The 20,706-nt window shown below is 45.4% G+C and carries 16 protein-coding genes and 1 pseudogene; 14 read left to right on the forward strand and 3 right to left on the reverse strand.

From position 1 onward, the window contains the following. Positions 1-80 precede the first annotated feature (80 nt). Positions 81-653 carry a hypothetical protein gene (locus tag MHB71_RS26000; protein WP_340028054.1) on the forward strand — a complete coding sequence of 191 codons (573 nt, stop codon included), beginning with the start codon at positions 81-83 and terminating at the stop codon, positions 651-653. 107 nt (positions 654-760) lie between these two features. On the opposite strand, the gene MHB71_RS26005 is transcribed toward MHB71_RS26000, so the two are convergent. After that, complete coding sequence (locus tag MHB71_RS26005) at positions 761-1,678, reverse strand: phosphatidate cytidylyltransferase (protein WP_076213755.1); 918 nt, start codon at positions 1,676-1,678, stop codon at positions 761-763. Between the two features lie 96 nt (positions 1,679-1,774). Here MHB71_RS26005 and MHB71_RS26010 point away from each other — a divergent pair, with 96 nt between their 5' ends. Beyond that, the gene (locus MHB71_RS26010; RefSeq protein WP_036671746.1) at positions 1,775-2,329 is read left to right on the forward strand and encodes a hypothetical protein; all 555 of its coding nucleotides are present in this window, start codon (positions 1,775-1,777) and stop codon (positions 2,327-2,329) included. 91 nt (positions 2,330-2,420) lie between these two features. Here MHB71_RS26010 and MHB71_RS26015 read toward each other — a convergent pair whose 3' ends face one another. Next, positions 2,421-2,888: a VOC family protein gene (locus MHB71_RS26015; protein ID WP_340028055.1), complete on the reverse strand. Its 468-nt coding sequence runs from the start codon at positions 2,886-2,888 to the stop codon at positions 2,421-2,423. A 161-nt stretch (positions 2,889-3,049) separates the two neighbouring features. Here MHB71_RS26015 and MHB71_RS26020 point away from each other — a divergent pair, with 161 nt between their 5' ends. The 6 genes and pseudogenes from MHB71_RS26020 (at position 3,050) to MHB71_RS26045 (ending at position 14,187) form a co-directional block, all read left to right on the forward strand. Further along, positions 3,050-3,484, forward strand: coding sequence for an Lrp/AsnC family transcriptional regulator (locus tag MHB71_RS26020; RefSeq protein WP_017691569.1), 435 nt, complete (start codon positions 3,050-3,052; stop codon positions 3,482-3,484). Positions 3,485-3,487: 3 nt separating this feature from the next. Further along, on the forward strand, positions 3,488-4,645 hold the full coding sequence (locus tag MHB71_RS26025; protein ID WP_340028056.1) for a glycerate kinase: 1,158 nt from the start codon (positions 3,488-3,490) through the stop codon (positions 4,643-4,645). A 177-nt stretch (positions 4,646-4,822) separates the two neighbouring features. Beyond that, positions 4,823-4,921, forward strand: a pseudogene (locus MHB71_RS26030) (dehydrogenase); the annotation flags it as partial. 227 nt (positions 4,922-5,148) lie between these two features. Beyond that, the gene (locus MHB71_RS26035) at positions 5,149-9,162 is read left to right on the forward strand and encodes an S-layer homology domain-containing protein (protein ID WP_340028057.1); all 4,014 of its coding nucleotides are present in this window, start codon (positions 5,149-5,151) and stop codon (positions 9,160-9,162) included. Positions 9,163-9,355: 193 nt separating this feature from the next. Continuing rightward, positions 9,356-10,678: an IS4 family transposase gene (locus MHB71_RS26040; RefSeq protein WP_340028058.1), complete on the forward strand. Its 1,323-nt coding sequence runs from the start codon at positions 9,356-9,358 to the stop codon at positions 10,676-10,678. 524 nt (positions 10,679-11,202) lie between these two features. Continuing rightward, positions 11,203-14,187: an S-layer homology domain-containing protein gene (locus MHB71_RS26045; protein ID WP_340028059.1), complete on the forward strand. Its 2,985-nt coding sequence runs from the start codon at positions 11,203-11,205 to the stop codon at positions 14,185-14,187. A gap of 239 nt (positions 14,188-14,426) precedes the next feature. On the opposite strand, the gene MHB71_RS26050 is transcribed toward MHB71_RS26045, so the two are convergent. Beyond that, positions 14,427-14,999 (reverse strand): transcriptional regulator, encoded by a 573-nt coding sequence (locus MHB71_RS26050; protein ID WP_036671739.1) that lies wholly within the window; start codon positions 14,997-14,999, stop codon positions 14,427-14,429. 198 nt (positions 15,000-15,197) lie between these two features. Between MHB71_RS26050 and MHB71_RS26055 the strand changes: the two genes are divergently transcribed. The 6 genes from MHB71_RS26055 to MHB71_RS26080 all read left to right on the forward strand — a co-directional run bounded on the left by MHB71_RS26055 (position 15,198) and on the right by MHB71_RS26080 (position 20,684). Continuing rightward, complete coding sequence (locus MHB71_RS26055; protein ID WP_036671737.1) at positions 15,198-16,073, forward strand: sugar ABC transporter permease; 876 nt, start codon at positions 15,198-15,200, stop codon at positions 16,071-16,073. A 59-nt stretch (positions 16,074-16,132) separates the two neighbouring features. Beyond that, a complete protein-coding gene (locus MHB71_RS26060; protein WP_223199815.1) occupies positions 16,133-16,978 on the forward strand; it encodes a carbohydrate ABC transporter permease in 846 nt (281 codons plus the stop codon). Between the two features lie 37 nt (positions 16,979-17,015). Beyond that, entirely contained in the window at positions 17,016-18,389 is a 1,374-nt protein-coding gene (locus MHB71_RS26065; RefSeq protein WP_340028060.1) for an ABC transporter substrate-binding protein, read from the forward strand. A gap of 95 nt (positions 18,390-18,484) precedes the next feature. After that, positions 18,485-19,255: an HAD family hydrolase gene (locus tag MHB71_RS26070; protein ID WP_340028061.1), complete on the forward strand. Its 771-nt coding sequence runs from the start codon at positions 18,485-18,487 to the stop codon at positions 19,253-19,255. Further along, entirely contained in the window at positions 19,252-19,590 is a 339-nt protein-coding gene (locus MHB71_RS26075) for a multidrug efflux SMR transporter (protein WP_051447260.1), read from the forward strand. Before MHB71_RS26070 ends, MHB71_RS26075 begins: the two co-directional genes overlap by 4 nt. After that, positions 19,590-20,684, forward strand: coding sequence for a metallophosphoesterase (locus MHB71_RS26080; protein WP_340028062.1), 1,095 nt, complete (start codon positions 19,590-19,592; stop codon positions 20,682-20,684). The genes MHB71_RS26075 and MHB71_RS26080 overlap by 1 nt, the downstream gene beginning before the upstream one ends. Positions 20,685-20,706 lie beyond the last annotated feature (22 nt).

Consider the following 20,706-nt stretch of genomic DNA (forward strand, 5'->3'; position numbering starts at 1 on the left):
TCATGTGGGACGATATGGTGTAGTGATTAGTAAGTGGTGTGTTGGATATACGTGCTGAAGATGGATGAAGGGAGAAGTAGATGATGAAAATAAATATAAAGAAATCTGCACTTTGCATGTCTGTGCTCTGTATTTCGCTATTCGTTAGTGCCTGTGGCACTAGTGGTGAATCGGTTCAGGAACATGCCTATCCGGAATCGAAGCAACCTGTAGAGGAAGCTGGAGAAAACTCTGTACCGAATGCGGATGCGAAGAATAACAATAGCCAAGGCAGTGCCAGTGGTGATGAGGGTAAGCCTACGGCTCAATCGGAATCCACTGAACCGTCTGAGCAGATTGATATCGTCATTGACCAGTCGGAGAAACCGAGCGAGGGTAACAGTTTTGATTTTGGAATTAAACAGGTTCCGAAGGGCTATACACTAACGGAGATGCGGTGGACGTCTAACACGGTGACGATTGTGAATTCACTACAGGAAGCCATTGAACATGGTGGAAATGGAGAAGATGGCTTTTACTTTAGCGGTAATGGACAATTCTCCGGCTTTATCTATTCGGATGAGATGAAGGGCGAGCGGGGCAAAGCCACATTTGTCTTCACAAATGATGAGGGGAACGAAATCATGTCCGAAAAAGAAATTACGTTGAAGTAAGCAGGCATATCATGAAGGCTCTGCCCAGAGCCTATTGAACAGGAAAAGCAGCCACTTGGGCTGCTTTTTTGACATCCATGATTACAAGATCGCCGATCTATCTGTTGCTACATAAAGTCAAAGAAATAACGGACCACGTGGAACATAACCGGCGAGGTATAGGTCAGGCTGTCGACCCGGCTCAGGTAGCTTTTTTTGAGCGAATCGAACTTGTTGTCATCTCCAATTAACAGATCGCGCTTCAGTACAGACACCGTCAGACTGCCGAAGAATCCAGCCAAACTGATCAACACCCCGATGAACAGCGAGAATTTCCAATCAAATGGCGTCAGGTAGGGATGGATAAAATAAGACGTAGCTGTCGTTACAATGAACGCACACGCGAACCCTTCCCAGGTGACAAAAGGATTGGCGGTAGGCACCACTTTTCGTTTGCCCAGATAGAGAGAGACGAGATAGTGCACCACATCATTAAGCTGTGTTAACACGACCAGGAACAACACCAGCTTGGACCCGTACTCCGGTGTGGCAAATGGAAAATAGGCCAGGTGGCTGAGTCCAAACACCATCAGCATTAGTCCCCATTGTGTGGAGCTGACACTGCGCAGGAAACCGACCGTACCTTTGTTAATCAGACGTGGCAGGGGCAGCACTAGGAACACATATAGGGGAATAAACACGATAAACATGCCATACCATCCAATGTAGATCCAGTAGAACTGAACCGGAATCGCCAGATACGCCCATAGGAACAGCCTACGGTCGGCTTTGCGTGTGCTGCGAATCATGGAGAAGTATTCTTTGAGTGAGAAGAATGCAAGCACCATGAGGGAGATGAGCGACACGATGGGGTTAAAAAGGGTGGCGAGGCAGAAGATCACAAACATACCCCACCAGGTTTTGATTTTTTGGCCGATGCCTGAATAGTCTTTGCTTGGCTGAAGCTTTGCAATAATTTTGTACACGATATGTATCACAAGTAAAGCTGTGAAGATTAACGTTAGTGTAAAGAGTGAACTGCTCACGTACCAATCACCTGCTTATTCAAAGTAAGATTCCATTGTAGGGTACCTATGTTATTATGAAGGAATAGTGCCAACTTGATAAGGGGAAATTTTGCTATGACAGATGAACGCTCCATCTATATCCTGCTTACGAATACAGGAACGCTGTTTACCAAGGTTATTCAGAGCTATACCCGAGCGCCATATAATCACGCATCGATCTCATTTGACCGGGAGTTAACCGAGCTGTACAGCTTCGGCCGCAAGCATCCGAGCAATCCGCTGAATGGCGGGTTTGTGAAGGAAAATATTCAGACAGGTACATACAGCAAGTATCCCAATACCACATGTGTCATATACAAGCTTCAGGTGACGGATCGTGAAGTGGAAAAGATGAAACGTGTGCTGCACATCTTCATCCGAAGCCGCCAGAAATATATGTACAATCTGCTCGGCGTGATCGGCATTACACTCAAGGAACCGGTGGAGTTCAGCAACTCCTACTTCTGCTCCCAATTTGTAGCCGAGATTCTACAGCGTTCGGGAATCAAACTGTGGAACAAGCTGCCTGCGCTGGTGACACCGGATGATTTTCGCCAGAGTGAACGATTGCAATTGGTCTATGAAGGAAAGCTAAGCGAGTATACGCTGGGGAATACAGAGCAAGAGTAGGGTAGGTGTGTGTGCTGGTGCTTGCCAAGCAAATCGAACCATGAAACAGCCTGCTGCCACGAATGACGAGGCAACAGGCTGTTTGTGTACTTCATATGGATGATGGTGAGGATGAGGATCGGTCAAAATCAACCTCTTCAAGGAATTCGATCACTTCACCATTCGGACTGTGGACGAGCGCATTTCTAACCCGAAGTGCAGGTTCGCCAAGCGATATCCAATCCGGTTCAACGTAGGCCTTGGCTCCATAGGCGAGCGCTCGCTGATAGATATCTTCTACATCATGCACGTAAAAGGCGAAATGTAACAGTGCGCCGTGCCGGACCGCTTCAGGAGAGGTGGCAGGTTCACCCTCGGCAGGAATGACGGCTTTTGGATCAAATACCTCAATACAGGTGCGCTGATCCGGAGAGATCAGCATACATGCCTTGGTAATGTGGAAGGAAGGCAAACTCCAGGAGTGACCGACCTTGAATCCCAATACTTTTATATAAAACGCCAGAGTATCTTCGTAATTACGAGCCTGAATGGCTACATGTGCAAGTCCAATAACACTCACATTACATCGCTCCTTCTTCAGATTGTATTCTAAAGTATAGGGTTAATATCGCATTGGAACCATACAATATCAAAGGATATAATGAGATAGAATCTAACTATTTTTAGCTAATTTATTAGAAAAACCTTATTAAATAAGCCGACGACTCGGAGGTCTTACAAATGGAACACATAATAGATGAAATCGATCAGCAGATTATGCGCTTGCTGCAACATCATGCACGTATCCCCGTTGCACAGATAAGCAAAGAAATTAACATGTCCCAACCTTCGGTTAAGGAAAGAATTCTGAAACTGGAGGAGAGAGGTGTAATAACGGGATATTCAACCATCTATAATCTGGCCCAGTTAAACCGTGGAACCACGACGTTTATTTTGCTCAAAACAGAGCATTGCGACGAGTTGGTTCAGTTCTGTGAACAGGCTATCGAAGTCACGGATGTCTATCGTATTAGCGGTGAGTATAACTACCTGATCAAGGTACAGACGGCGTCCATTGAAGAACTTGCCGAATTTCAGGATTCACTGGTGAAGCTGGGACCCTCCAAATCCCATATCAGCATGAAAAATATTATGGAAAACCGTGTTCTCCTTTAAGATATGAGAGAGACTAGAGAGAAGACATTTGTTCTGGCACCGGATTCGTTCAAAGAAAGCATGACAGCAAAAGAAGTATGTATCGCGATGGAAAAAGGGTTGCGTAAAATATATCCGACGGCACGCTACATTCATGTACCTATGGCAGATGGTGGGGAAGGTACGGTGCAGTCCCTTGTGGACGCTTCCGGCGGCGTCCTTCACCAGCACGAGGTGAGCGGACCATTGGGCCAGACAGTCACTGCGCAGTATGGCATTCTGGGTGGCGGAACAACGGCGGCCATCGAAATGGCGTCGGCCAGCGGCATCCACTTGGTTACCAAGGACACCCGGGACCCGCTCCGGACGACAACCTATGGAACAGGCGAGTTGATTCGCGCATGTCTGGACCTTGGCATACGCAAGATCATCATTGGCATTGGTGGTAGTGCGACCAACGATGGTGGGGCTGGCATGGCTGAAGCGCTTGGTGCGAAGTTTCTGGATGCAGAGGGTCGTCCGCTTGCGCGTGGTGGCGGGGTTCTGGATCAACTGGCTCAGATTGATGTATCTGGTCTGGATGAGCGTTTGCAAGAAGTGGAGTTCATTGTGGCCTGTGATGTGACCAATCCCCTATGTGGGGAGCATGGCACATCAAGGGTGTTTGGACCACAAAAAGGGGCTACTCCAGAGATGGTTGAGCAGCTGGATGCAAATCTGTCCCATTATGCAGATGTAGTGAAACGACAGCTTCATAAAGATATCCGAGATGTACCAGGAGCCGGAGCGGCTGGAGGGTTGGGCGCGGGACTCTTGATTTTTACACAGGCTGTATTACGTAAAGGGATTGAGATTGTCATTGAATATACTGAGTTGCGTAAAAAGTTGATTACTGCGGATGTGGTATTTACGGGTGAAGGCGGTATCGACTTCCAAACGAAATTTGGCAAGACCCCCTATGGTGTTGCTCGGACAGCCAAGGAAGCGGGTAAACCTGTGATTGCCCTTGCAGGCTATGTGGGCGAAGGGATCGACACCCTCTACGCGGAAGGCATCGATGCCATATTTGGTATTGTGCCTGGGGCAGCAGATCTGGATCGACTATTTAGAGAAGGACCGGAGAATGTGGAACGTACTGCCGAGAATATTGCAAGAGTACTGAAGCTGGGGTTGCTTTCTTAGGTCAGTGAACATCTGGATCGTATAGGGTCGGATTGCGGATTGGAATGTGATGTGACAAAGACGGGATACGGATATGCCTGATATCAGGTGATCTGTCTCTCGTCTTTTTTGCTGTGAAGTCCCATTGTATAGTTGTCGTTCAAATCGCTTCGTTCGCGTTATCTTCACCCTTGATGGCACAATGAAGAAATTGCACATACAGTTACGTATCTGATGGCCAATATGTTCACGACGGGCAGCACATTGTATGTGGATGGCGGGTACACCTTGATTTAAGAGCCGGAGTTATATAGGTCCCAAAGAATACTATTTTAAAATAAAATGATGAATTTTGGCGAAAAAAATTGAGATCTATCCTGTTTTTGTACTACAGGACGGATATTTTTCCTTTTATTTGCTCTTTTTGTTTAGATTCTGTTTATCGCAGTGCACTACAATAGGCCTTACGTATCAGATGAATTGAATTTATATGTAAAAAACATGAGATAGGGAGGATCAAGTACATGAATTATAAAAAGCTGATAAGCTGCTTTTTAATTGCTGTTTTGTTATTACAGGTGGTTAGTGTGGGTGGGGTTGCAAGTGCTGACACACTTACTACGTTGGAACAACTTAACCAAATCAGAAGTTCAGATAAGGATATTGAAGTAGCTATTCCAGAAGTTCAGGGTATGTTGGAGAGCGGCAGTTTAATAGATATGACCGATATTTCCACCACCTATAACCTGCTGAATGATAAGCAAAAGAAAGAACTGACTCGAGGAATAATTCTTTTGCTACCACGTGAGGTAGATTATGAGAGTCAAAGCCAAGTTGAGTATGTTTTTGCACTCCTATATAACTTGTTAAAAATGCCTAAAGTGATGAATTCAAATAATGCAGAATATCTTTTGGATGAGGTATATGGATTGTATAGTCAGGCGGGAGGTTTTCTACCGTATGACGAAGCACAGCCAATGGTTGAGGCAAGCGTTGTCTATAACATGTTGAGCGGTGCCGATAAACCAATGTATATGAATATTGCTATGTTTGGGGCTTCCATAAACAGATCACAAGATTCTGTACCTTACGGTTCACAGCTTGATTTTATGAAAACACTAATGGATGAATATCGACCAATTAATACTCCTAACAATGTATCGGATATGGACGAAGCACTAGACTCCATGATGAAACATAATCGAATGACCAGAATGATGAGTTCCATGGACTCCAGTATAGTCCCTTTTCCAGTTAAGATGGAGAAAATGGAGGCCATTGAAAAAAATGATCAAAAGAGAGTAGAACTGGCTCAATGGATGATTGATAATAAGCCGCAAAATGGTTATGGAACGGTATCCGAAGTTCAGAAAGAATTTGATGCGTTTTTCATGGATGCAACTTGGTTGGCTCAATATAACGAGTTTAAAAAGAGGGCGAACAGGGATAACCCAGAAGACATCCAGGAAGCTGTGGTGTTGTTTAACAATGAGCAATTTGGAGTACCTGATTTTAAATCCCTATCTTTTGAAGATCAGGAGGCAGTTGCTTACTACTTATTAAGAATTGAGCCACCGACAGCTCAAGGATATACGAGCCAAAAGCAAGTTCAATATATGGTGGAATTGGCTATGCTGGCTCTTGAACTTCCTCGCAAAATTGGTGGATCAGCCTCAGGAGAAATACTTGATGAGTTTTATGGGAAATTAGCAGAGCGGATAAAGCATTTTGATTATCCTAGTGCCGAAGATGGATACTATGAACGTATAAACCTGTATCTCAAATCTGACATGATTGATAGACGTATGATCGCCTTTTTATTAGAAAGTAAACTCAGAATAAACCTTGAAATAAGAAAAATTCTTTCTTATATGGAAACCGCAGTGGATGATACTCCATTTATAAATAGAACTGAAACGACAGAAAGTATGTTGAAATCGTTGTACAAAATATATGACATTCAATCAGATGTCGAGTCATACAACTCCGAGCACCCGGAAAACCCACTTGGAAGTTTTCCTTTGGATGTAGGTAAAGTGCACGATCTTACAAACGAAGAACGGGAACAATTGGCTGATCTTATGCTTAGTGAAAGACCACTTGGTGGATATGCAAGTTTTGAAGAAATTCAGACTGCATTTAATAAATTTTTCCCGGATGATAACGAAAGCGATCCATTGAGTGTCTTAAATACTGCAAAGAGCAACAGTAATATAGCGGCTATGCGAATGGCTATGGAAGATCCGGATCTGGGTATTACTTTACCCAATGGATACGGTGCCTTGTCTTTGCAGGTTAGAGATTTCATTGCGGGATTCCTGATCGACTATGTAAATAAAGATTACAAAAACAAAGAACAGGTCCAATATATGATGGAACTTGGTGTATTGGCACAATCTGTTTGGGAGCAGAGGGAATTCAGTGTTCTTAGGAATAAACTGGATCTGCTCGCTCAGCAATTAGTAAATGGACCTAATCACTTTAATGACCAACAGACATATGTGTTACGCAGCCTTGGACAACAACATTTGGAACGTAGCAAAGTAGATAAAGGTGTACTGGCATATAATTACTTGCATCTAGTTGCATTCGAAAGGTTGGAAGGAGTGTCTAAAGGGGATATTGTTGATCCTGATATTGTCCTGAATCTCCTCTCTATGCCTATCGATTCATTTGAGCAAGCTACCTCTATACCGCGAATGGATCAATGGCTTGATAAAGCAATGAAAGATCAGAGTAAAGGTGAAGCATTCTTCAGCAAATACAAATTTAATCTTAGAGGCGCTCTTGATTTATCCAAAAGGGCAGAACTCAGTCCTGAAGGCCAGAAGGAATTGGCTGAATGGGTCCTAAATGAACAAGACAGCTATGAGGATGTTGGGAATCTGCAATATGTATTTAATCGATTCTTTACGGCTCCTGATGTGAAGGGCAATGACATCAATAACACCCTAACGGGCTTGGACAGCACGATGGAGATTTCCTTTGACAATAAGCTGCACTGGATTGATGTTGCCTTCATTCAAAAAATGGACCTTAGCGGCAACAAAACGGTATGGGTTCGTTACAAAGCAATCAGCGATGAACTGCCAGGCCGCGCTGTGAAGTTTGTCTTTACACAGAATGGTGATAGCAGCACGGATAATGGAAATACTCCAACGCCTAACCCGGGTGGTAGCACAGGTGGAGGTTCGTCCACAACTACACCAGTAACCTCTACACCTGCACCAACAACGAAACAAGAGCAGATCGTGGTTGACGTTAATGGAACAAACGGCACCAACCTGACCAAAACGCCGATTACCCGTACAACCGAAACCAACGGTACCATCAAAGATCTGGTGAAAATGATCGAAGCGATTGCCAAGGAATCGGTAGAAAAAGCGAAGAAATTGAACATGAACACCGCACGCATTATTATTCCAGATACCAAAGATTCCGTGTCCGAGACACGTATTGAACTGCCTAAGGCAGCGGTAAAAGAACTGAGTGATGGTTCGCTTAAGCTGGAGATTTCCACTGAAAATGTAGTGATTTCCGTTCCGACGAATTCCATCGCCGGATTCGATCAAGACTTGTACTTCCGCGTTGTACCTTTGAAAAAGGAATCGGAGCGCAAAGAAGTCGAAGAGCGTGCGAAGAAAGAGCAGTTGATTCAACAGGTTGCTCCGAATACGAATGTTCGTGTATTGGCTCGTCCCGTTGAGATTGACACGAATATGCAGAGCCGCGAAGTGACACTCACGTTGCCACTGCGTGACAGTCTGCCAACTGATCCAACTGCTCGTCAGCAAGTATTGGACAACCTGGCGATCTATATCGAACACAGTGACGGCACAAAAGAATTGATTCAAGGCAAATTGGTGCAACTCGCGGATAACAGCGAAGGCATTGAATTTACCGTATCAAAATTCAGTACATTCACCCTCGTTGTTGTGGATGGACTGAAAGCTTCACAAGGTATACATCAACCGTACATCCAAGGTTTCGGTGCAGATTTCCGCCCAGATGCATTCGTAACACGTGCACAGATGGCAGCTATGCTGGCTCGTAATCTTCCAACTGAAGCAGCAAGTTCCGCGAATAGCGTGAGCTACAAGGATGTATCTGCGACACACTGGGCAACAAGTGAGATTCAAAAAGCGCAATCCGCTGGCATCATGAACGGCATGAGCAACACCCAATTTGCACCGGAAGGTTCGATCACCCGTGCACAGATGGCAACGATTGCGTATCGCTGGATGCAGGAACAAGCGAGTGCAACAACCGTGAATGGTCCAGCAGTGTCCTTCACAGATGTATCCGCAGACCTGTGGGCAGTAGATGCGATTGCATACGTGCAATCTGCTGGCCTGATGGTTGGTTACAACGATGGTACATTCAAACCAGACAGCAAGCTGACGCGTGCTGAAGCTGTGAAAGTGCTGAACGTGCTGTTCAACCGCACACCCCTAACTGGCGCAGTTACGCCAACGTTCAGTGATGTACCAGCAACACACTGGGCATATGCAGATATCGAAGCTGCAGCGCAAAAGTAATATTATCAAAGTAGATAAAGAAGGCCATCCTTGGGGGCAATGTCATTAAGATAAGGAACAGGACCAAAAATCAATAAAAAGAGCAGGTTATCGAAAAGATAGCCTGCTCTTTTTTGTGTGAAATAAGAAAAAAGACTTGACAAGCAGGTAAAAAGGTGTGGCGAAGCCCTTGGAAAACGAGGGGGTTACGCCAATGAATGAATATGCGAATTCGCTAAAAGAAAAACTGACCTCCCTCATACGAGAAATGTCAGTTGCACCAGCACCTTATGTCAAAAATCCTGAAAAAGATTTTACCCGTAAGAAGAAGTTACCGTTTGAAACGGTTATGCAACTACTGATCTCTATGGGCGGAAACAGTTTATACAAGGAACTCTTGGAATCACAGGGCTATGATGTAAATACGGCCACTTCTTCTGCTTTTGTCCAACAGAGAAATAAAATCTTGCCGTCTGCAATGGCATATTTGTTTCAAGAATTTACGCAATCGTATACGGATCTCAAGAACTACCGAGGGTATCGGTTACTCGCCATTGACGGTTCGGATTTGCATTTCGCCACTGACCCTGCGGATACCGACACCTATTTTCAAAGTCAACCGGAAGCAAGAGGCTATAATCTGCTGCATTTAAACGCCACCTATGACCTTTGCAACAGACTTTACGTGGATGCGATTGTTCAACCGCGAAGATTAAGTAATGAGAGAAAAGCGTTAGGGGATATGGTTGACCGTTCCTGCATCGAGGGAAAAACCATTGTCATTGCCGATCGAGGTTATGAAAGTTACAACAATTTCGCACATATTGAACGCAAAGGGTGGAGCTATGTCATTCGAGTAAAAGATCTGGCCTCCAGTGGTATTCTCTCGGGCTTGCGTTTACCCGATAGCGGTTCGTTTGATCAGGAGGTTCATCTAGTGCTTACTAAAAAACAAACCAAAGAGATCAAAGCTCATCCCGAAATGTACAAGTTCATCCCTTCTAAGTCTACCTTTGATTTCTTAGATTTGAAGGAGCATCTGTACTACCCCATATCTTTTCGAGTCGTTCGGTTTGTCCTGCCGGATGGCGCTTATGAGACCGTTATTACGAATTTATCTGACGCAGATTTTCCACCCGATGAACTCAGGTCCATCTATAACATGCGGTGGGGAATTGAAACCTCGTTCAGGGCATTAAAATACACCGTCGGTCTGACCCATTTTCACGCAAAGAGACGAGAGTCCGTCATCCAAGAGATTTTTGCAAGAATGATCATGTACAATTTTGCAGAAATGATGACCTCGCACGTCGTCATTTCCCAAAAAGCTAAACAGTACCACTACCAAGTCAACTTCACGGTTGCCGTTCATGTTTGTAGACATTTCCTGCGCTCAAGAGACGATGACCCCCCGCCCGATGTTGAAGCACTGATTCGCAAAAACGTTTTGCCGATTCGACCCATTCGACCAGGGCAGCAGAATACGCGCAAAATAGGTTATAAATCATCGGTTAGCTTCGTCTACAGAGTAGCATAAATTCGATTCGTGTGAACACTTTTTTAAGCGGATCCTCCATCCGTTTGTTTGCTGTACGCTTTTTTCCTTGCATACAAAAAAAACAAACGACACGGGACTTTTTCCCATGCCGTTTCAGATTTCATTTTATTCTCAGTTTTCTCTTTAAGCTAAACTTAATGACATTGTCCTTGGGGGTGGCCTTTTGCAGTTTAACGAACTTGAATACAATCCAATGAATGTATTAGACAGAAACTTTGCTGTAACGAATCCTAAAGATTAACATACTCACTCACTTTCGCTTTCGCATTCCTCGTAAAATTCTACATACTGAGAAGAAATGCATAGGTCTATAGATTAAAATAAATACAGAAAAATGCAAGAAAAGATGAATTTCATAGGGGGATTGTTGAAAAATCACGAAAAAAATACGGAATTTTAATGTTTTTTCGCGATTTTACACCAATTGTTCAGAATCCGTTCAGACCAAAGTACTAGAATGAAAAGTATAAATGATTCGAGCTGGGAGGCTCAAGGAGGAAATAATGAAAACATATGCGAGGAAAATAATCAGTGCAGTACTGGTGTTGCTGATGTTAATCCAAGTTGTCGCTGTAGTACCTGTTCAAGCGAATCCGATGACACCTATGGAGAAGTTAAATTATGCCATCAGCGAGGGATCTGTTAGCGAAATACAGGAGGTACTGGAAGGGAACCTGATTGAGACTTTGCCACTTGGTTATTCTGGGTTGTCTATACAAGAGAAAGAAGCGATAGCGAGATTGGTGGCTACTTTGCCAAAAGGGGAAGCGTATTCTAGTGAGGAACAATTAGAATATACTTTTAACTTGGCATATCAAGGCATGATCTTAATCAGTAATACGGACTTGTTCGCTATACAATTTCAAATGGATCTGGTCTACAATCTGTTGAGCCAGTCTAAAAACTACTTCACCAATGACACCACAGAAATGATGTATAAATCGGGTGTGAAGTATGAAGAAATGAGCGGTGTTGATCGACAACTAATTTCTCATTTTATCCAAATGACCTTAATTTCATTTCATGGTAATCAGGGATCAACTGAGTTAGACAACGCATTTTTCCAAGTAATATTTGGGATAACCGGGTATCCTGAAATCAATAAAGCAAAAGGCGCGGAATTGATGTTAGAGACGTTGAGCTTTAACCAGTTCTTTAAAGGGTCTATTGATGAGTTTATCAATGATAACCCTGAATCTGGTGCAGTAGCCTATCCATTAGACTTTGATAAATTGCAATCTATTCACAATGATTCGGAGAGAATGACAGAACTGGCTAATTGGCTAATTGGAAAAATGCCGCAAGGTGGCTTTGCTTCAGTAGAAGATATCCAGAAAAGTTTCGATCAGTTCTTTAATCCAGCAGATCCTTTGAGAGTTATCAACGAAGCGAGAGCTACGAAGAATACTGATGCTATCCTGGGAGCAATTACTCAACCGGAATGGTTGGATCTTCCGGCTGGCTTTGACACTCTCCAACCTGAGGAGAAGAAAGCCATAGCTAATGTGGTAATGACCTTTTTACCGAGTGACTATACCTATAATCTTAAGAAACAAGTGCAATATGCTGTAGAAATTGGGTATAAAGGCATCCAGACGATCAAACAAACAGACAAGATTATTTTCCAACAGCATTTGAATGAGTTCTATTCCCTTTTTGTTGAGTCAACAGAGTACTTTGAATATCCAGGGATGGAAATGTTTAAAGAGTTAGGTCAAAAATATTTAAATGCATCCAATGTGGATAAAGAGTTGCTTGCTTATACTGCAAAACGTCTGTTTCAGGGTTCGGATCTTTCAATCGAACAGGTTTACGGTGCATCATTAATGTTAGTCATGAATTATTCCTACATTAATGATGCTATAGACGTTAGCGAGATGAAGAAAGCCATGCTGATGCTATACAGCTTCCAGCAATCTACTGAGATGATGGAGCCTTTCGAACCATTCCTACTTAAGTTGAATGCTATGAAGGATCTAGTAGAAGATGATACTCGAATGGGAAAACTGGCTCAATGGATGCTTGATCGCAAGCCTGCTAACGGATACAGCAGTATTAGCGAAGTGCAGACAGCATTCGATCGTTTCTTTGATCAGATCATTATTATTACACCTACACCTACACCATCAACTGGCGGTGGAAGTGCAGGATCTACACCAGTAACCTCTACACCTGCACCAACAACGAAACAAGAGCAGATCGTGGTTGACGTTAATGGAACAAACGGCACCAACCTGACCAAAACACCAATCACCCGCACAACCGAAACCAACGGCACGATCAAAGATCTGGTGAAAATGACCGAAGCCATTGCCAAGGAATCGGTGGAAAAAGCGAAGCAATTGAATATGAACACCGCACGCATTGTTATTCCAGATAGCAAAGATTCCGTGTCCGAGACACGCATTGAACTGCCTAAAGCAGCGGTAAAAGAATTGAATGATGGTTCGCTCAAGCTGGAGATTTCCACTGAAAATGTAGTGATTTCCGTTCCGACGAATTCCATAGCCGGATTCGATCAAGACTTGTACTTCCGCGTTGTACCTTTGAAAAAGGAATCGGAGCGCAAAGAAGTTGAAGAACGTGCGAAGAAAGAACAGTTGATTCAACAAGTTGCTCCGAATACGAATGTTCGTGTACTGGCTCGTCCGGTAGAGATCGACACGAATATGCAGAGCCGTGAAGTGACACTCACATTGCCACTGCGTGACAGTCTGCCAACTGATCCGGCTGCGCGTCAGCAAGCATTGGACAACCTGGCGATCTATATCGAACACAGTGACGGCACAAAAGAATTGATTCAAGGCAAATTGGTGCAACTCGCGGATAACAGCGAAGGCATCGAATTTACCGTAACAAAATTCAGCACGTTCACCCTCGTTGTTGTGGATGGACTGAAAGCTTCACAAGGTACACACCAACCGTACATCCAAGGATTTGGTACAGATTTCCGCCCAGATGCATTCGTAACACGTGCACAGATGGCAGCCATGCTGGCTCGAAATCTTCCAACTGAAGCAGCAAGTTCCGTGGATAGCGTGAGCTACAAGGATGTATCTGCGACACACTGGGCAACAAGTGAGATTCAAAAGGCTCAATCCGCTGGCATCATGAACGGCATGAGCAACACTCAATTTGCACCGGAAGGTTCGATCACCCGTGCACAGATGGCGACGATTGCGTATCGCTGGACGCAGCAACAAGCGAGTGCAACAACCGTGAATGGTACAGCAGTGTCCTTCACAGATGTATCCGCAGACCTGTGGGCAGCAGAGGCGATTGCATACGTACAATCCGCTGGCCTGATGGTTGGATACAACGATGGTACATTCAAACCGGATAGCAAGCTGACACGTGCGGAAGCCGTGAAAGTGTTGAATGTATTGTTCAACCGCACACCACTAACTGGCGAAGTTACGCCAACGTTCAGTGATGTGCCAGCAACACACTGGGCATATGCAAATATCGAAGCTGCAGCGCAAAAGTAATATTTTTAAAAGAAAAAAAGGGGTCATTAACGCAGTAGCATATGGAAAAGAGAACCCCTAAAAACGGATAGGATATGACAATACAATAGATAGAATAAAAAAAGAGCTGTTCCAAAAGCCATACATTGGCTAGGAACAGCTTCTTTTTGCGGTTTAGTGTGACTCAACAATGGTATGTCAGATCGTATAGGTTTGTTAGCGCTTGGTCACCCATTAGTTATTCTGTTTACGCAGTTGTACTACTCTTTATCGGGCGTGTGTGAAGCATTCTCGTAAAACTTACCATCTCGCAACTGATCCACGAATCCTTGTAGCCAGACGTAGTATTGCTCCGCATGTTGGAGTTTGTGCAGATCACGCAGTGCATCCTCTCGATCTTTGGACGAGGTATGTTCCGAAAGGATCATTGCCGACAGGTCAGGAATGACCTCACGAATGCCTTCTAACATAACATCTACTTCCCGTTGGAGCTTGGCCCCGAAGAAATTCTGGAACGTACGATAGAAGTCGGTCTCAGCCAGATACTGATCCTGGCGCTCCTTCTTTTCCTCCAGTTTATAGATCATCTGTGATTCTGTAAGCGAACGAACCGCATAGCTCATGTTGCTCTTGCTCATATTCATCGAGTTTTTCATCTCTTCAAGTGTCATCGGTCGATCCTCAAAATACATGATGCCGTATAATTTGCCAAACGTATGATTAACCCCATATAGATCCATCGTATTGGCGATGGCCTCAATGACTCTCTCCCTCAGCGCATGCCGATCAGGTAACGAAGAATGATTCGGGTTCCCGGCGGTTTCTTTTCCCACAATGTCACCTCTGGTTTATGATAGCGTTCCCACTAGCTGCCTCATATTTTACATGACTTGCTCCAATTTTAACATAAGCCGGAATTAGAATTTTCAATACGAGTGTACAATCAATTTTGTACAGAATAAATATAAAGCTGATTATACTCAAAAATTCCCAATCATTAAAGAAAAATTGGACAGTAAGGAGTGGGGGATTTGCGTTTAAAACTATGGAGGGAGTCTGAGGCGGTACTATTCACGCTGCCAGCTCTAATCCCATTGCTGATCTTCTGGCTGGGACCTCTGGGATATATCGTTTATCTCAGTTTCACCGATTGGGACTTCATGAGCCCGGACAAGCTGTTTGTTGGTTTGGACAATTACAGTTATCTGTTGACAAACTCTGAATTCTATCGGTCATTGAAAGTCACCTTGTTATTCGGACTGGGGAGTGTAATCCCAACCATTGTGGGCGGATTGGCGCTTGCGATGCTCATGAATAGCAAGATCAAATCATCCGGCATCTTCCGGACATTACTCTTCTCACCTTGGGTCACCCCGACAGTTGCGGTGTCCATTGCGTGGTCCTGGATCTTTGAGCCCGAAGTGGGGCTCGCTAATCTTATGCTGGGCTGGGTTGGCGTATCTCCGATCGGCTGGTTGCGTGACGCGGACTGGGCACTGGTTGCCGTTCTGATCGTCACGCTTTGGAAGTCGATTGGGTGGGCGATGGTATTTTATCTCGTTGCGCTACGAAATCTACCTTCCGATCTGCTCGAAGCAGCTTCAATCGATGGTGCAAACGGTTGGGATAAGTTCAGAAGTATCACATTGCCGCTGATCTCACCAACGACGTTTTTTCTCTCAATTATTCTTACCATCCAGTCCTTGCAAGCCTATGACCAGATCAATGTCATGACGCAGGGTGGACCGGCAGGATCAACGAGAACGTTGCTGTACATGTATTACCAGTCTGCATTCGAATCCTTTAACGTAGGTGAAGCTTCGTCCATCGCCGTTGTGATCATTCTGATCTGCGTGTTGCTCTCGGGAGTATCCTTCCTGCTTGGCAGACGTCTGGTGCACTACTAATGACAATGACATTGCCCAACAAAAAGTCTAAACGGATGAAGCGCAAGGAGTTGCAGAACGTGTCACAACCGAATTTTAAAATAAGTAAATTAATCCGCTACCTTCTGTTAGCCATTATCGCGCTGGGTACAGCCTTTCCCTTCTATTGGATGGTCATTAGCGGGTTCAAAACCAATGATGAGATCTGGCAGTTTCCGCCGACCTTCTGGCCGGAGACGTTCCTGTGGAGCAACTATGTGGATGCCTGGAATGCGGCACCATTTGCCCGTTACATCCTGAACAGTACCGGGGTAGCCTTAGCCATCTGTTTATTTCAGATCGTCAACTCCAGTATGATGGCGTACGCCCTGACACATATGAAATTCCGTCTCAAAGGTGTACTGACATCCCTGATTCTGGTGGGTTATATGATACCGAGTACGGCTGTGTATCTGCCTAGTTACTTGGTGCTTAGTGAGCTTAATCTGCTGGATTCCTACACCGGCTTGATTGTATCCAACTGTGTCAGCGTGTTCTCGATCTTCCTGATCCGGCAGGCGTTCATGCAGGTATCTCATGAATTGGTGGAAGCCGGACAACTGGACGGTGCATCCCACTTCCGGATTCTCTGGACGATTATTACGCCGCTTGTTCGCTCAAGCTTCGCCGTGATGGTGCTGATTACGTTTATTGAACAGTACAACAACTATTTCTGGCCTATGCTCATCACCAAAGACCCTGATTTACAGCTGGTATCGGCGGGTCTGCGTAGCTTCTTTGTAGAAGGCGGGGCATATGGACTTGCTTGGCCACAGATTATGGCTGCGAGTGCCTTCACCATCGCACCTCTACTTATTCTCTTCCTGTTCACCCAGAAGACGATCATGCAGAGCGTGAATATTACGGCTGGTGTTAACAAGAACTGATATGCACTACCATTCACCTAAAACGGGAGGAACAACAATGAATTGGAGTCAGGCAAGCATGACATGGAAAAAGAGATTGAGGTTGAACTGGAAGGGTGGCATGTCGCTGGTACTTGCGACCAGCTTTGCACTGCTGACCGCTTGTGGAACACAAGCACCCGCAGAATCAGGCGCGACGGCTGCTGCCAGTGGAACCGAAGCTCAGGCGAAAGATCCGGTGGAGATTGAGTTCTGGTATGGTCTGGGTGGTAATCTGGGCGATAACATGAAAAAGACGATTGATGCGTTCAACGCCTCCCAGAACGAAGTCGTTGTAAAAGGGATTGTACAAGCAGATTACACGGAAACGGAACAGAAGCTGCAAGCAGCAATTGCTTCTAAGAAGGTTCCAGCCGCTGTACTCAGCTCCAATATAGACTGGGCACGCAAAGGATATTATGCACCCATGGATGAGATGATTGCAGCTGATCCGAATTTTAAGAAAGACGATTTCATTCAGACATTCCTGAACCAGGGACAGGTGGATGGAAAGCAATACTTTTTGCCAATGTACGGTACAACTCAGATCATGTATTACCGTATGGATACGTTCAAGGAGAACGGAATCGACCCAGCAACTCTGACGACATGGGAGAAGCTGGCTGAGGCGGCTGCGAAGATGAGCAAACAAGAAAATGGCAAGACCACCTTCTACGGTTGGGAACCGATGTGGGGTAGAGACAATATGATTGATGCCGTGCTGGGTATGGGCGGACAGATTCTTAGCGACGATGGCAAAACCGTTATGATCGACTCTCCGGAATGGATCGAGACATGGGACTTGTTCCGTAAATGGATTAACGAAGACAAGATTATGGGCATTCATTATGGAGGTCAGGGCTGGGAGTACTGGTACAAAACGATTGATGATGTGATGAAAAATAAAGCAGCAGGTTATACCGGATCTAGTGGTGACCAAGGCGACTTGGACTTTAGCGTAGTCGCTGCGATGCAACAACCAGGCTGGGAAGGTATTGGTGAAGGAAAACCGGTAGCAAGTGCCATTTCGGCAGGTATTCCGTCAGCTGCAACGCCTGAACAACAACAGGCAGCATACAAATGGCTTACGTATTTCTCTGAAACTTCGAACACAGCTTCATGGTCCATGAACACCGGATATATCGCAGTACGTCAATCGGCCCAACAAGATCCAGAGTTCATGAAATTCAGTGAGGAAAATCCACAGATCACCGTACCACTGCAACAGGCAGCTCACGCTTCGGCTCCATTCCAGGATCCAACGGGTGGCAAGATCAATGATGCATTGAAAGATGCAGCTGATCAGGTACAGATCAATAATATGCCAGCAGAACAAGCGCTGAAGGAAGCGAAAGAGAAAGCACAGAAGGAACTGGATAGGGTAACGAAATAAGAAACGTATACAGGCAATTGACTCACGCGATAAGGGCGGTACATGCTGTACCGTCCTTTCCGTTCATACAAGATCGCAGACAAGGAGTTTAACCAATGCAAGATGAAACGTATGTGGATGGATTACCCAATCCGATTAAAGCCGTTTTGTTCGACAAGGACGGGACATTACTTGATTTTACGGGCATGTGGGGATTCTGGACCGATTGTGTGTTGAACGACTTCAGAGACCAGTTGGCGACCAGGGGACTTCGTATCAATACAGAGGAATTCCCACAGATCTGGGGTACATTCCACGATGACCAAGGCCGGATGAATGGGTATGACGTGCGGGGGCCACTTGCGATGGGCACGATGGATGAAGTGTATGCCGTGCTGACGTGGCATGGATATCGTGCGGGTCTCAGCTGGGCGGAAGCCAAGATCATGGTTCGGGAGTGTTTGGCGCGAGCGGAGGAAGAGATGGAACAGCATCGTCCGGCACGTCCGTTACCGGGAGTTCAAGAATTCCTTGAACAGTGCCGTAGCGAAGGTGTCGCTATGGGTGTCGTGACGGCAGATGATACACCCAGTGCAATTAAACATTTACAGTGGATGGGACTGGATTCCTTTTTTGACGTGGTGATTGGTACAGATCTGGTGGAGCGGGGCAAACCTTTTCCCGATATGCTACTGCTTGCCTGTGAACGGTTGGGTGTATCCGTGCAGTATACCGTGGTCATTGGAGATACGGACGGAGACATGGAGATGGCACGAACCGCTGGTGCGGGGTACAGGATGGGCATTGGAGAACCGGGAAAAATCCGCTTGGCGGATAGAACGATTCAATCCTTCCATGAATTGCTGAATGGTGGGCTGAATCGATGACAAACAGTCACGCCTACTTGGGTTGGGTACTGTTGGCACTGGCCATCGGGCTGGAGCTGAGCGCTACCATTTTGCTGAAAGTATCGGATGGATTCTCGCGGTTATGGCCTTCGGTGTTGATGTTTGTCTGTTATGGCGCAAGCTTTACATTTCTTAATTTTGCAGTGAAGTATATGCCGCTGGCTGTGGCCTATGCGATCTGGTCTGGCGTGGGCATTACGCTTATTGGCGTCGTAGGGCATTACTATTTTGGTGAACGTCTGCGGCTCACGTCGATGGTCTGGATCGGTTTTATTCTGATTGGCATTATTGGACTGAAATGGAGTGATTCTTGATGAAAAATGAACATACACCGGAGCAACCTATTGTTAGCTTCCAGGTCATTACGGACACACATGTGCGAGATGAGGCAGACCATATTCATAACCGGCATCTGGACCAAGCATTAGCCGACATAGCTACATTTAGTCAGGGGAGCAGCGGGATTATGCATGTGGGCGATGTGACGGATCGGGGGCTGCCGAGCGAATATCGTGAGTTGCAACGCATATGGAAGCAACATGCGGAGAGTTTGCCGGACATCCGGTACACGGTAGGTAACCATGATATTGGAGCCGTGGTATGGCAAGATCCGCCGATCGTTTTGCTTGAGATGAAAGAAGGTGAAGTAGCCGAGTTGTTGGAGCAGGAAGCAGATATGGAACTGGTCACAAAACAAACCGCTGCTGAATCAGCTGCACTAATTGAGCAACTATCCGGCGGGACCTATACGTTGTCTGCTGTAACTTCTGAGCAGGAGGGCCAAGACGGGGGACCGATCTCTTCAAGAGTGGACCCCATTACAGTCGCAGGGTTATGGCAGCGTCGATTAAGTGATTTTGAAGGGACAACAGGCATGAAGGGCGCATACCACGATCATTGGATTGATGGGTATCATTATATTTTCCTGGGCACCGAGCAACCTCACCCGAAGGATTGTGATATGTCGGCTGAACAATTGGAGTGGCTGGATGCCAAATTGTCTGAGCATGCAACACTAGATCATCCCATCTTCCTTTTCTTACACCAGCCGCTTATGGATACGGTAGCAGGATCGATGAAGGAACAAGGCTGGTATGGTGTGAATCAGGATGCGGAACTCAAGGCCCTTCTGGCCAATTACCCGCAAGTGATTCTCTTCTCCGGTCATACCCATTGGCAACTGGAAGCACAGCATACGATGTACGATGGTGCAGGCCACATGCCAACCATGTTCAATGCGTCGTCTGTAGGGTATCTATGGACGGATCAGGATGAACATCTGGAGGGCAGCGAAGGTCTTCATGTGGAGGTTTATAAGGATCGAGTGGTTGTAAAGGGGCGGAACTTTGTTACGAGCGAATGGATTGAGGGTGCTGAGTTTACGGTAAGTTATCCTGTAAAAGGGTAGTTAAATACACATATTAGTTGAA

The organism is Paenibacillus sp. FSL H7-0940, from assembly GCF_037979415.1.
Lineage (GTDB): Bacteria > Bacillota > Bacilli > Paenibacillales > Paenibacillaceae > Paenibacillus > Paenibacillus amylolyticus.

Coding starts and splice junctions, on each gene's coding strand:
- MHB71_RS26040 (WP_340028058.1), top strand. CDS start 9,356: ATGAATGAATATGCGAATTCGCTAAAAGAAAAACTGACCTCCCTCATA.
- MHB71_RS26010 (WP_036671746.1), top strand. CDS start 1,775: ATGACAGATGAACGCTCCATCTATATCCTGCTTACGAATACAGGAACG.
- MHB71_RS26045 (WP_340028059.1), top strand. CDS start 11,203: ATGAAAACATATGCGAGGAAAATAATCAGTGCAGTACTGGTGTTGCTG.
- MHB71_RS26075 (WP_051447260.1), top strand. CDS start 19,252: ATGACAAACAGTCACGCCTACTTGGGTTGGGTACTGTTGGCACTGGCC.
- MHB71_RS26035 (WP_340028057.1), top strand. CDS start 5,149: ATGAATTATAAAAAGCTGATAAGCTGCTTTTTAATTGCTGTTTTGTTA.
- MHB71_RS26065 (WP_340028060.1), top strand. CDS start 17,016: ATGAATTGGAGTCAGGCAAGCATGACATGGAAAAAGAGATTGAGGTTG.
- MHB71_RS26025 (WP_340028056.1), top strand. CDS start 3,488: ATGAGAGAGACTAGAGAGAAGACATTTGTTCTGGCACCGGATTCGTTC.
- MHB71_RS26000 (WP_340028054.1), top strand. CDS start 81: ATGATGAAAATAAATATAAAGAAATCTGCACTTTGCATGTCTGTGCTC.
- MHB71_RS26020 (WP_017691569.1), top strand. CDS start 3,050: ATGGAACACATAATAGATGAAATCGATCAGCAGATTATGCGCTTGCTG.
- MHB71_RS26070 (WP_340028061.1), top strand. CDS start 18,485: ATGCAAGATGAAACGTATGTGGATGGATTACCCAATCCGATTAAAGCC.
- MHB71_RS26080 (WP_340028062.1), top strand. CDS start 19,590: ATGAAAAATGAACATACACCGGAGCAACCTATTGTTAGCTTCCAGGTC.